The organism is Parabacteroides sp. AM17-47 (genome assembly GCF_003434625.1).
GTDB classification, from domain to species: Bacteria; Bacteroidota; Bacteroidia; order Bacteroidales; family Tannerellaceae; genus Parabacteroides; species Parabacteroides distasonis.
The window spans coordinates 139,357-151,854 of the sequence record NZ_QTLI01000002.1 but is presented as its reverse complement, the minus strand read 5'-3'; the positions used below and the strand labels follow the sequence as shown (position 1 = coordinate 151,854).

General features: G+C 45.4%; 13 protein-coding genes. 7 read left to right on the top strand and 6 right to left on the bottom strand.

Annotation, left to right across the window (positions count from 1 at the left end; genetic code table 11):
- Positions 1-127 precede the first annotated feature (127 nt).
- Positions 128-301 (top strand): hypothetical protein, encoded by a 174-nt coding sequence (locus DW205_RS22215; protein ID WP_005856636.1) that lies wholly within the window; start codon positions 128-130, stop codon positions 299-301.
- Between the two features lie 202 nt (positions 302-503).
- Here DW205_RS22215 and DW205_RS02015 read toward each other — a convergent pair whose 3' ends face one another.
- Positions 504-1,022 (bottom strand): cupin domain-containing protein, encoded by a 519-nt coding sequence (locus tag DW205_RS02015; RefSeq protein ID WP_005862070.1) that lies wholly within the window; start codon positions 1,020-1,022, stop codon positions 504-506.
- A 200-nt stretch (positions 1,023-1,222) separates the two neighbouring features.
- On the opposite strand from DW205_RS02015, the gene DW205_RS02010 reads away from it, so the two are divergent.
- Positions 1,223-1,840, top strand: coding sequence for a helix-turn-helix domain-containing protein (locus DW205_RS02010; protein ID WP_005862072.1), 618 nt, complete (start codon positions 1,223-1,225; stop codon positions 1,838-1,840).
- Positions 1,841-1,846: 6 nt separating this feature from the next.
- Entirely contained in the window at positions 1,847-2,122 is a 276-nt protein-coding gene (locus DW205_RS02005; protein ID WP_005862075.1) for a zinc ribbon domain-containing protein, read from the top strand.
- Here DW205_RS02005 and DW205_RS02000 read toward each other — a convergent pair.
- Positions 2,084-3,172 (bottom strand): winged helix DNA-binding domain-containing protein, encoded by a 1,089-nt coding sequence (locus DW205_RS02000; RefSeq protein WP_008778333.1) that lies wholly within the window; start codon positions 3,170-3,172, stop codon positions 2,084-2,086. The genes DW205_RS02005 and DW205_RS02000 overlap by 39 nt on opposite strands.
- Positions 3,173-3,283: 111 nt before the next feature.
- Between DW205_RS02000 and DW205_RS01995 the strand changes: the two genes are divergently transcribed.
- Entirely contained in the window at positions 3,284-3,883 is a 600-nt protein-coding gene (locus DW205_RS01995) for a recombinase family protein (RefSeq protein WP_005856646.1), read from the top strand.
- 9 nt (positions 3,884-3,892) lie between these two features.
- Here the strand turns inward: DW205_RS01995 and corA are convergent, their stop codons facing one another.
- From corA to DW205_RS01980, 3 genes are read right to left on the bottom strand one after another with little or no spacing between them, the layout of a single operon-like run.
- Positions 3,893-4,969 (bottom strand): magnesium/cobalt transporter CorA, encoded by a 1,077-nt coding sequence (gene corA, locus DW205_RS01990; RefSeq protein ID WP_005862079.1) that lies wholly within the window; start codon positions 4,967-4,969, stop codon positions 3,893-3,895.
- Between the two features lie 15 nt (positions 4,970-4,984).
- On the bottom strand, positions 4,985-7,453 hold the full coding sequence (locus DW205_RS01985; RefSeq protein WP_005862081.1) for an endonuclease MutS2: 2,469 nt from the start codon (positions 7,451-7,453) through the stop codon (positions 4,985-4,987).
- A 15-nt stretch (positions 7,454-7,468) separates the two neighbouring features.
- Complete coding sequence (locus DW205_RS01980) at positions 7,469-8,899, bottom strand: DUF4136 domain-containing protein (protein WP_005862083.1); 1,431 nt, start codon at positions 8,897-8,899, stop codon at positions 7,469-7,471.
- A 216-nt stretch (positions 8,900-9,115) separates the two neighbouring features.
- On the opposite strand from DW205_RS01980, the gene DW205_RS01975 reads away from it, so the two are divergent.
- The 3 genes from DW205_RS01975 to DW205_RS01965 all read left to right on the top strand — a co-directional run bounded on the left by DW205_RS01975 (position 9,116) and on the right by DW205_RS01965 (position 11,598).
- The gene (locus DW205_RS01975) at positions 9,116-9,700 is read left to right on the top strand and encodes a nucleotide exchange factor GrpE (RefSeq protein ID WP_005862085.1); all 585 of its coding nucleotides are present in this window, start codon (positions 9,116-9,118) and stop codon (positions 9,698-9,700) included.
- Between the two features lie 30 nt (positions 9,701-9,730).
- A complete protein-coding gene (gene dnaJ / locus DW205_RS01970) occupies positions 9,731-10,885 on the top strand; it encodes a molecular chaperone DnaJ (RefSeq protein WP_005856657.1) in 1,155 nt (384 codons plus the stop codon).
- Positions 10,886-11,025: 140 nt separating this feature from the next.
- Positions 11,026-11,598 carry a cob(I)yrinic acid a,c-diamide adenosyltransferase gene (locus tag DW205_RS01965; protein WP_005862087.1) on the top strand — a complete coding sequence of 191 codons (573 nt, stop codon included), beginning with the start codon at positions 11,026-11,028 and terminating at the stop codon, positions 11,596-11,598.
- On the opposite strand, the gene DW205_RS01960 is transcribed toward DW205_RS01965, so the two are convergent.
- The gene (locus tag DW205_RS01960) at positions 11,595-12,440 is read right to left on the bottom strand and encodes a histidinol-phosphatase (RefSeq protein WP_005862089.1); all 846 of its coding nucleotides are present in this window, start codon (positions 12,438-12,440) and stop codon (positions 11,595-11,597) included. The two genes, DW205_RS01965 and DW205_RS01960, sit on opposite strands and share 4 nt — an antisense overlap.
- Between the last annotated feature and the right edge of the window lie 58 nt (positions 12,441-12,498).

Genomic DNA, 12,498 nt, shown 5'->3' with positions numbered 1-12,498 from the left:
AGGGGATAAATTTCGGATACTGTAAAATTTGTTGTGTTAAATTTAAATTTTGTATAAACAAAAGGGTGACGATGTCTGTTTAAAACACCAAACAGATGATTTTATTTATTAATCTAAATTAAGATATATGATACCGAAAGTGGAGATAGAAGCAGGCAAGGCGGATTTAATCCGTGAGATTTTAGGCGTTAATGATTTGCAGGACATTAACTTACTTGATGAGTACCGTGATATATTTATAAAATCACAAAAGTCTGCGTATGAGAATGAATCTGTTAATGATATTAATTGTACGGATTGAATTTTGTGAGAAAAATGTCTTATATACAGGGCATAGGATGAGAATATATTATTCAATATTCTGTTTACTAGCATATTACAGTTTCTTTGTATTTCTTTCTTAGGAAACTACAGTTTCCCGCTAGGATAGAAACTGCAGTTTCTTCTAGGGGAAACCGGAGTGTCTTTTAGGCTCGGTTTGTGTAAACGATAAGGAAAATCTACTACTTATCATTTACGACCTTCCCATATTCCTCATCACTTACCGGCTCAAGCCAAGTGTTTTTATTGGTTTGGGGATTACATTCTACGGCGATATGCGAAAACCAACTGTCCGGTGAGGCGCCGTGCCAATGCTCTATGTTTGGTGCGATTTCGACAACATCCCCGGGTAGTAAACGACGGGCGCTTTTACCTCGTTCTTGATAATAACCCACACCACCTACGGCGATGAGTATCTGCCCTCCTGTATGCGTGTGCCAGTTGTTTCGGCAGTTAGGTTCAAACGTTACGTTAAACATTGGTACGTTTAAATCCTTATTGCTTGTTAATGGCACCAGCCAAGACTTCCCCGAGAAATATTGTTCAAACCCGGTGTTTTCATTTCCTGTAGGGAATTCACTAATTTTTGGAATTTCAGTTTTCATTTCTTGTGCGTTTATATTGCCAATGGAGATTAATGTGATCAACATGGCAATGGTTATTTTCTTTATATTCATATTTGTTTTCTTGATTTTATTCATATTACAAAATTATTTAAGATATTCCATTGCTTTTGTATACCAATTACTGATAAGTGTAACAGAATTACTGATTTTACAATCTATAGAATCTTGAAGTTGATGGCTTTTAAATAAATATAGGGGAAATCTCAAATTGGCGAGATTGGACAATTGTTAGTCTGTTGGGATTATGTATTTTTGTCATCATAAGAATCTATAGGATGAAGCCTGATACGGAAAACATATATCAACGGAAAATTAATCAAGTAATTGATTATATCAATGCGAATTTGCATCTCCCTTTACGACTGGATATAATAGCCGGGCAGGTAAACGTGTCCGAGCGGCAGCTACTACGTATTATGAAAGGAGCCTTGAATGAGTCATTATATGCTTATGTGGCGAGGCAACGTGTAGAGCGAGCAGTTTTATATATGCATACGGAAGATATGAGTCTGGCAGATCTAGCGAGTCGGGTAGGCTATGATAACCCCCAATCTTTCTCGAAAGCGTTCAAGAAACAATTCAGCGTATCTCCGAAAGCTTATATGGATAAGTTGCGAGCACGTCTGAGAGAAGAGACCGAGAAGTGGAGTAATGCTTCGGTCGGGAAGGAGATTATTCCATCAGGGATGTTCGGTACGATTCGTTTGCAGAAAGGAAAATATGCGGTTTATACCTTAAAAGGTAGTTATGCGGGATTACAAGAACTATATAATACTATAAATATAGATTTCAATTATACCAAACGGCATGGAATGGCGTTTGAGGAATATGTGAGTTATTCGGAAGAGGATGACGATACGCAAGTGACAAAGATTTATATACCAATAAAATAAATTAGTATGGAAACAAAATTTTGCCAAAGCTGCGGTATGCCGCTGCAAAAGAATGAGGAGTTTGGAACGAACCATGACGGAAGCAAGAATGAGGAATATTGTTGCTATTGTTATAAGGACGGGGCCTTCACGATGGACTGTACGATGGATCAGATGATCGATCATTGTGCCCAGTTTGTCGATGAGTTCAATAAAGATGCGGACTTTCATTATACGAAAGAGGAGGCCGTAGCGAATATGAAATTATTTTTCCCGACATTGAAGCGCTGGGCGGTACAATAAGCCTCTATAAAAAGCGTCTATCTGCGCTTCGGCCTGCTGGATTAATTTCACTGGAATGCGGGGCTTCTTCTCGAAAAAGTCCATTTCTATTTGAATGGTGTTTTTCTTAATGGAGCGGCTCCAATTACCTATTATCTTTCCGTTATATAAGATAACCGGGTAGAAGGTGCCGAATCGGTTGAACGCTTTTGGATGATGTTCTAGCGGCAATACGTCCGTGCGGTTTTTGTAACTGATCAAGTATTCATCGAAGGCGGGGAGGAGACGCAGTACAGGTTCGCTCTCATTTTTTCCTTTCCATGATTGGTGGATGAAATATTCACGGGAATCGAACGTCTCGGTCATTAACTCCGCCTTGATCAGATTGATAGCGAGCCTACACTCGGTAGCGGTTAGCCCGGACCACCAAACAAAATCCTGTAACTGGGCAGGGGAGTGGCTTTGAAAATATCTGGATGCCAATCTCGCCAGAGCCTCTTCCCTGCAAAGTTCACGAGTAGGAGGGACACGTTCGTCCAATAAGGCGTAAGTCGTTTTCTTTCCTTTATCGATCCCGCTACAGACGATGCCTTCCACCTCACCCCATGTAAGGAAAAGGTTTACATGATCTATGGTGGGCAAAATCCCGGATTTTTGCAATTCCGCCGTTACTTCTTGTTTGGTCAGGCTTTTGTATCCTTCCAATATCTTTCCGATCTGATCTAGGCATCTTGTGAACAGCGTTTTTTCTATCTTCCCGAAATGTCCCTTGGCGTACGACATAACGGCAGCCTTGATACGCTCGGAAGATAGCATAAGCATCCAACGGATATCCTCGGCGGCCACGAAATGCCAAGTAGGACGCATCACATGGGTACGTAGAATATCACCTTTGTACAAAGCCTCATTTACCGTTTCAAGGGAAGAGGATCTCAAGCGAATACCGATCGCCCATTTGGCCATCTCATACTCCTGCGCCTGGATAGCGCCCATCCAAGAGACCAATTCTTTCGGGGACTCGAATCGGGATTGTTCCAATTGTTGGCTAGCTACTCGTATATGTGTTATCATAATATATGAATATAAACGCAAATGTACGAAATAAAGCGTTAAACATCCCATAATCTTGAAGATATACTCATTCTTTTTGTACCTTCACGCTAGAAACAATTAGTGAAATTTATGACGATAGCGTATTTAAATGTGGCTACGGACCGGCAACACTTGGATATTCAAAGGGAAGAGATCTCTTCTTTTGCCGCGGCCAAAGATATCCATGTGGATAAATGGGTCATGGAAGTATCCGGAGAGAAAGCGAAACAGCCGGGACCAAAGTTAAAACTTGTTCTCGAACGCTTGAAGAAAGGGGATGCCTTGATCGTATCGGATATTACCCGTTTGTGTCTTACCTTATATGAGTTGATGGGGATACTTACCGTTTGCATGGAGAAGGACGTGACGGTCTATTGTATAAACGACCGTTATATATTCGATGACCGGATGGATCGCCAATTGATGATTAATGTCTTCAAGCAAGTAGACGAGATTGATCACAGTCTGGTTTCCATACGTACAAAAGACGCCTTGGAACAGGTGAAAAGTACGGGAAAGCGGTTGGGACGTCCTAAAGGCTCGGAATCCAAGTTGTTCTTCTTGGATGCCCATAAGGGGGAGATCATGAACATGTTGGAGCGGGGAGAATCGGTAGGATCGATTTGCGAGCATTTCAACGTCTCTAAGAATACTTTTTATAAGTATAGGAAGAAATTCTTCAGATCGTAAGGATTGGTTTTAATACCAATCCTTTCGTTTCATATATAGCCAAGTCAATACTCCGGTAACTATCATGACGGCCCAAGCTATGAAATAACCGTAACGCCAATCCAATTCCGGCATTATCTTGAAGTTCATACCCCATACGCCCACCAAGAATGTCAAAGGGATGAAAAGGGTGGAGACAATCGTCAGCCGTTTCATGATGGCGTTCATCCTAAGATCGTTATTGGATATATAAAGATCGACAAGGGAAGAGGTGATTTCCCGGCAGCTTTCCGTTGTTTGGATAACGAATTGGAGTTGGTCTTGCAGGTCATTATAGATCGGCAGGATATCCGGGGTGATAATCCCGTTCTCTGTTCGTAATAGTTTTGAGAATTGATCTTTCAGCGGTAGGCTATTCTTACGGATAATCATGTACTCATGGCGGTGTTGTTGGATTAGGGAACCCATATTACCCTGATCGTTCTTAGGATCGAGCAAAGTCTCTTCTATATCCTCTAGTATCTCTTCTACCTTTGAGGCGGATTCTACTAAATTCGCTATGATCGTGTTTAGAAGGAAAGCGAGCAGCAATCCACTGCCTTTTTTCCGGATGTTCAGCATGTTGGATAGTAGCGCTTTATGAGCGGCCTCGAATACAGGGTTGTTGCTTTCCGTAAAAGTGATAACCGTATTGTTCGCTACCAGTATACTGATGTGCTCAGACCGCATCTCGTTATTGACATCGTAATAGCAGGAGTTTAATACGATAAGCATTCGTCCTTTGTATTCCTCTACCTTGACCACGTGTTGGGGAGTCAAGATATCCTTAGCGTCCAGATTATGCAGTCCGAAATCTTTTACGATACGGGTAATGGCATCCGCATTGGTCAATCCGCTAACCTCGAACCAATTGATCTGATCCGAGTCGGATAGTTTGCTGAAAGAGGTGTCGGTTATCCGCACCTCTTTCGTATGCAAAGATTGTTCGTTGTATTGCGTGAGACGGATGCCGGTTGCTGTCTCATGTTCGCCGGCGTAATAATACTTATCCGATAAATGCCGGTTGGATATATGTCTTCTCCTGTGTGTATATTCATTCCGTCTCATAATAAGGATCTCTTTTTAATCGAATTCAACAACGGTGATGCCGGCGCCTCCGAACTGCACATGCTCGTCTTGAAAACGACGGACACCGGGAACCGTGCGCAGATAATCCCGGATTAGCTGACGTAAGATACCCGTACCGGTTCCATGCAAGATACGAACCTTGCCTGCCCCGACTTGAATGGCGTCGTCGATAAAATAGGTCACGCTTTGCAATGCCTCATCGCCCCTCATTCCTCTCACATCGATTTCTTGCTTAAAGTTTATCTTCTTCTCATGCATATTGTCAGTGGTCTGGGAGCTGACGAACGTGCTTTTCTGGATTTCCCGTTTGATCTGGCCTTTGCTTACCTTTTCCAACTGCTCCAGCTTAACCGTGCTTTTGATCATCCCGAATGCTACTACGGCCTGCTTTCCTTGTAGTTCCATAACGGTTCCGGCGGAAACCTGCCCTTTAAGGCGTACATTGTCGCCGACCTCTATCACCTCTTTATTAAATATCGGCTGGGCCGTCACTTTTTGTTTCTGTTTCTTCCGTTCGTTCCGTTCCTTGAGCTTCGCCATCTTGCGTGCGATCTTATCGTCTTCTTCTTCGGTGGCCATTACGGAGTTCTTGAACTCTTCCAAGGCTTTGCGAGCCAGTTTGGTCTGTTCTTTTTCCGCTTGGGCCTCCTTGATCTCACGAACGGTATTCTCGATCTTGGCGTTAGCCTCCGCTAGAATACGTTGGGCCTCGGCCTTTGCCTCCCGGATGATCTCTTTCCGTTGCTTGTTTACGGCTTCCAAGTCTTGTTCATAACGGGAAGTGACATCTTCCAGTTTTTTCTCCTGCTGACGGATATTCTGCCGTTTGCTTTCCCAGTACCGTTTATCGCGTACGATATCTTGCAGGTACTTGTCCATATTGATATAATCCGCTCCGACGTTCGCGGAAGCGTCGGCTATCACGTCCTCGGGCAGACCGATCTTGCGTGCGATCTCTACGGCGAACGAGCTACCCGGGTTTCCGATAGAAAGCTTGAACAAGGGCTGCATCAAATGGCGGTCGTACAATATGGCACCGTTTACGATACCCTCCGTATCCTCGGCGAAATGCTTCAAATTCTGGTAGTGGGTCGTGATTACCCCAAAGCTATGATTCCGGTTGAAGCGATCCAATAAAGCCTCGGCGATAGCGCCGCCAATCTGGGGTTCCGTACCGCTACCGAACTCATCGATTAGGATAATGGTCCGCTCGTTACAATTCTTCACGAAATACTTCATGTTGGTAAGGTGGGAACTGTAGGTACTTAAATCATTCTCGATGCTTTGCTCATCGCCTATATCGATGAATATATGCTCGAAGATCCCGGTTCTTGATCGCTCATGCAAAGGAATCAATAAACCACATTGCAACATGTATTGAAGTAATCCGACCGTTTTCAGGCAAACGGATTTACCACCGGCGTTCGGACCGGATATGATCAAGATCCGTTTTCCCTCGGTCAGCTCGATATCGAGGGGAACTACCTGCTTGCCCTGTTTCTGTAAAGACAGGAATAAGAGCGGATGCACGGCACGTACCCAATCCATTTGTCGCTTATCCTCCACGATCGGCTTGATCGCCTTGACTTGCTCCGCGAATAACGCTTTCGCACGAATGAAGTCAATGTCGGCAAGAAACTCGTAAGATTGTAGGATATCCGGGGCTAAAGGACGGATCACGTTCGTGAATTCCGTCAGTATCTTAATGATTTCCCGGCGTTCTTCCCCTTCCAGTTCCCGGATGCGGTTATTCGCTTCCACGACCACCTCCGGCTCTATAAAGACCGTCTTGCCACTGGCGGACTCATCATGTACGATACCTTTTATCTTTCGTTTGAAGGCCGGGGCTACCGGGATCATCAAACGACCGTCGCGCATGGTCGGTGTCACGTCCTTATCGACAACCCCGTCTGATTGTGCCGCACGGAGGATGGATTGCAGGCTGCGGGATATACCGCTCATCGTGATCGTTATCTCCCTGCGGATTTGCGATAGGGTGGAGGAAGCACTGTCCTTGACCTTGCCGAATTTATCGAGGATGCTATCGATCTTTCCAATCAATTGGGGGAAGACAAAGATATCTCCCGCCAATTCAGTTAAGGCCGGATACTTGATTTCCTCATCGTCCATAGGCTTGAAGAAGCGTACGATGTCATTGATCGTTTGCAAGGAACGTTTGAGGTCGAACAACTCCCGTTCATCCAGCCAAGTACCTTCCGGCCGAATCCGTTTCAAGGAATAGCGCACGTCGAAGAAATAACTGGCGGGGAATTCCGTGTCTCCGTGTAGGATACGGATAAACTCATCGGTTTGTTCCAATCGCTTGGATACGACCTCGAAATCGGCGGAGAATCCCATCTCCGCTACCCGCTCTTCCCCGAGCGGGCTTAAACATTTTTCTGTGATTAAGTGACGGATCTTATCAAAGCCCGTCTTTTGTTCAAAATTTTGTGGATATATCACGTGTTTGTAAAATCTTTATTTGATCTCTACCGTCACTTCAGAGCGAATGGTAGGACGGATAATTACTTCTAATTTTGTCTTGCCACGCTTTATATTAAATGTACAGGCGTTGTTGCCGGACGGATTAATATAAGGGGCGAAATAGTATAAATAAGAGAACGCCGGCAAGTAATCGGAGCTTTGCGACGCATCCGCTATTTGGGGATATTTGAATACGTCCCAAAACATGCAATATTTGAAACCGTTCGCGTCCGTAAACATCGTCTTCGGATCACGATATTGCATCGTGTTCGTGATAAAGCGTTTGTAGGCGGATGAGAACTCCTCTGCCGAATGATCCATCTTATGGCGGCCGATCTTTTCTATAATGTCACGAGGACGGATGCCTGCCGCATAAGCGGGAGAGTTACGATCTACGTCAACCACTTGATCCAATTTATCGATATCGTAGCTGATCCCCGTATAATTATAGGTCTTCTTGCTCACCTTGAACGGTACGTTACGTCCGTATTTCGTGTATGGGTATTGCATACACATCAACGGGACATGCACCCGGGCGTATTCGTCTAAACGATAAGAGTCTTCCAGCAACTCGTTCGCCTCACATTCCCAGAGTACACGTCCGGGGATATCTTTTTGATCGATGATACGGATACCGAATTGCAACAGATATTCGGCTTCCGCTTCGGCGGCGGCGTAATTCAAGAACGGGAATTTCTCCATCTTACTGTGCGAGAAGTTGTACCGGTAAGTCGGTTCTTTTTCTACCAATACTTTATTCGCTCCCAGATAGTTCGGGTTCTTATCGAAAAAATAGAAAGTCTGTATCAATAAATCCGGCTTCGCGATATCAACCGTAAGTCCTTTTTTGGTCAACTCGTTCTCGATGCATTCGTTGATGACCGTTTCCAGTTTACGGTTATTCTCGTCGATGGTCGAGAAGGCGAATGTCTTGAAGTTACCGAAATCTACGCCGTCGGATGTGACGGTAGTCTTGAACGGGCATACGAATTCTTGCTCATTGGTTGTCTCCAAGCTATACATCGCATAGGCGGACGCCAGCTGGTCTTCCGTGATGGCGTTACTTTTCTTGCAGTCCTTCTTTACCAATACTTGTTTAGAAGGAGAGGAAAGGTTGCTGATAGTCAATAGGACATCGTTTCTTCCGGCGGGATTCAGCAGTTGTGGGATCTCATCGACAGATATTTCCGTCACAGGTACACCGTTGATCTCCTCGATCACGTCGTATTTCTTAATACCTGCTTGCTCGGCGGATGAATAAGGGATGACGCTTTTAATGACCGGCTTGTTGTTTCCCCAGTTCTTGCTCTGGCTGATATCGTATGTGAAGCCTAGTCGGCAGATGGATGTATTCCTGTTTTGGGCGGAAACCGTACAGACCGCCAATACTAATAGTAACGTTGATAAAATCACACTTCTCATCATATTCTGGAATTTTATTTACTCTAAAAATACCTGTTTCGTTTAAAACATAGGCAAAGGTAAAGATATTTTTGATGTGGTGGAATAGTTGGCAATATATTTGCTGCTATAATAGTGTATGAACTTGATATGGATGCTGTGTATATACTTTTTAAGGGTATTTATGTGGTACCGTATTTCGCTTACAATTAGTTAGTAATGAAAAAAATCAGATAGATTATGAGCAAGATGAATCCAAACGAGAAAAAAGAAAACGCTTCAAAAAACGAAAACGTGAATAATGAGGAAGCGACAAATTTGCAGGAAGAACAGTCAAATGCGGCAGATGAAACTGCCGGCTCTGACAATGTGTCGGGCGAGGTGGAAGCCTTGCAAAAGAAATATAACGAATTGAACGATTCCCACCTGCGCTTGATGGCGGAGTTTGACAATTACCGTAAACGTACGATGCGTGAGAAGGCCGATTTGATCAAGACTGGCGGCGAGGGTGCGTTAAAGAACCTTCTTCCTATTATCGACGATTTCGAGCGTGCTTTGCAGAACGTCCGCACGGCTGAGGATGTAGAGGCCGTTAAAGAAGGCGTGGACTTGATTTTCGGTAAGTTCATGGGCTATCTGTCTCAGCAGGGCGTAAAGCCGATCGAGGCCATAGGCAAGCCGTTCAACACGGAGGAGTTTGAGGCTATCGCTACGATTCCCGCTCCGGAACCGGACATGAAGGGCAAGGTATTGGATTGCGTACAAACTGGATATACCTTATTTGACAAGGTAATACGTCACGCTAAAGTAGTAGTGGGAGAATAATCGGAAAATCGGCAAATAACAAATACAAGGATGGCTAAAAGGGATTACTATGAAGTGCTGGGCGTTGAGAAGAATGCATCGGCGGATGAGATAAAGAAAGCGTACCGTAAGAAGGCGATACAATTCCACCCGGATAAGAACCCGGGCGATAAGCAAGCGGAGGAGAACTTTAAGGAGGCGGCAGAGGCATACGACGTGTTGAGCGATCCGCAAAAGCGTCAGCGTTATGACCAATTCGGCCATGCGGGTGTCGGCGGGGCTTCACAAGGTGGCGGCTTCGGTGGTGGTATGTCCATGGAGGATATCTTCTCCCAGTTCGGTGACATCTTTGGTGGACATTTTGGCGGTTTTGGTGGCTTCGGTGGTTTCGGCGGTTCTCGTGGAGGACGCCGGGTGAACCGTGGATCGGACTTGCGTGTGAAGGTGAAGCTGAACCTGAAAGAGATCGCTAACGGCGTGGAAAAAAAGATCAAGGTGAAGAAGTATGTGCCTTGTTCGCATTGTCACGGTAGCGGGGCGGAAGGCTCGGAGGGTGTGAAAACGTGTGATACGTGTAAAGGTAGCGGTGTCGTTACCCGTATCGCCAACACGATCCTTGGGCAGATGCAGACGCAGACGACTTGTCCTACTTGTGGTGGCGAGGGCAAGATCGTTGTCAAGAAATGTACGGAGTGTAACGGTGAGGGCGTCGTTCGCGACGATGAGATTATCACGATCAATATCCCTGCCGGTGTAGCCGAGGGCATGCAGCTCTCCATGAATGGTAAAGGCAACGCCGCACGACATGGTGGAATCAACGGCGACTTATTGATCCTTATCGAGGAGGAACCGCATCCGGAGTTGATTCGTGATGAGAACGATCTGTTATACAACCTGCTATTGAGTGTTCCGCAAGCAGCCTTGGGAGCCACGGTAGAGGTCCCGACCATCGACGGAAAGGCGAAATTGAAGATCGAGCCGGGTACACAGCCGGGTAAGGTGCTTCGTTTGCGTAATAAAGGACTTCCTTCCATCAATAGTTATGGTACGGGCGATTTGTTGGTGAACGTGAGTGTATATATCCCCGAGACTTTGTCGTCTACGGAGAAAGAGACGCTGAACGGATTGGAGAATTCACCGAACTTCCAGCCTAATAAGACGATGAAAGAGAAAATCTTCAGTAAGTTTAAGCACTTCTTTGATTAACAAATAGAAAAGACTATTGTGTTCGTGTGAGAGCACTATAGTATTCGTGGATAAATACAGTAGTGTTTGGAAATGAATACTATAGTGTTTATCGCCGGAATACGGTAGTCTTTTTTCATAAGTCCTAAAATGAGTATCCTATGAGAATATATACCCGTGGAGGAGATAAAGGAAAAACCGGCATACATGGCGGTGAGCGTGTCGATAAGGATGACATCCGTATTGAGGCGAATGGGACGTTGGATGAGTTGAACGCCGAGATCGGCATTGTCCGTACGTTGCTGCCTCCCGATCATGAATGGCAGGTGTTGCTGGGTAGGATACAGCGTGAGATGATGGCCGTGATGTCTCATGTGGCGACACCATCGGCGATCCGTGATAAGAATCCGAATCCGCTTCCCGATGATTTGACCGTCTTTTGTGAGTCCCATATCGATGATCTATCCGCCCAGATGGAGGATAACGGGTATTTTATCCTTCCGGGAGGCACACCTGTTTCGGCGCACCTCCAATTGGCCCGTACGATCACCCGCAGGGCCGAACGCCGCTTGTGGACATTGAATCGGAAAGACCCGGTTCCTGCCGGGATCATGGCGTTCGTGAATCGTTTATCGGATCTGTTCTTTACGATGGCACGTTATGACATGTTTCGTCAAGGGAACGCCGAGGAACGTTGGCAATCCTTCCTGTATAAGCGGAAAAATAAATCCTAGAGGGCGATATCTTGCCATTTGCCTTTCACGAGCTCACGGGTGGACTTGAAGCCGGCTTGCTTCAGCAACTTGAAAGCCTCCTTGCGACCGTCGTTCACCAAATCCGGATAATGGCAATCGGAGTTCACCATGACAGGGATATTCATTTCCCGCATCCGTGATAGGTATTCCACACGGGGGTAAAGCTCTTTTTTCTTGGTCCAGTTCTTGGTGTTGACCTCTACCATCAATCCTTTCTCCTGAACCAGATCCAGACAAGCCTCAAAAGGCTTCCGATACCAATCCTCCTCAAAATTGAAGATCTCGTATTTCTGTCCGTTCATATAGATCTTGTCCATATGCCCGACGATATCGATGCCTCCGGCCTCTATCATTTTCATCGTGGTATCGAAGAAACGCTTGACAAGCAACCGGACATCTCCCTCGAAATGACGCTCCACGGAGTGGGCGTATTCCCTGAATGAGCCGTCTATACAGACCATGTTCTCTTCGACCAGACGCTCTGATACGGGCAAGAAATGGATGGAACCGATCCGGTAGTCCAAAGGCAACTCTTGGAAATAGGGGATCGAGGCGTTATAGGTCTCGTCCAGATAATCAATCTCCAGACCGGCATATATTTCTAGTTGATCGCTGTATTTCTGTTTCAGTCGGTTTATCTCTTGCAGATACTCCGGCATATCGTCTTTAGACATATTCCAGAAGGTCTCGAACGGAAGCGGCGAGTGGGAGGAAAAACCGTACGCACGGAACCCGTGTGTTATGGCGAATCTCACGAAATCCTCCGGAATACTTCTTCCATCACAAAAAGTACAATGACTATGGTAGTTACTGAGTTGCATGATTGTTCTTAGTGATTAAAAAGCCACATCCAGATCATCTTGCCCGGATGTGGCCTTG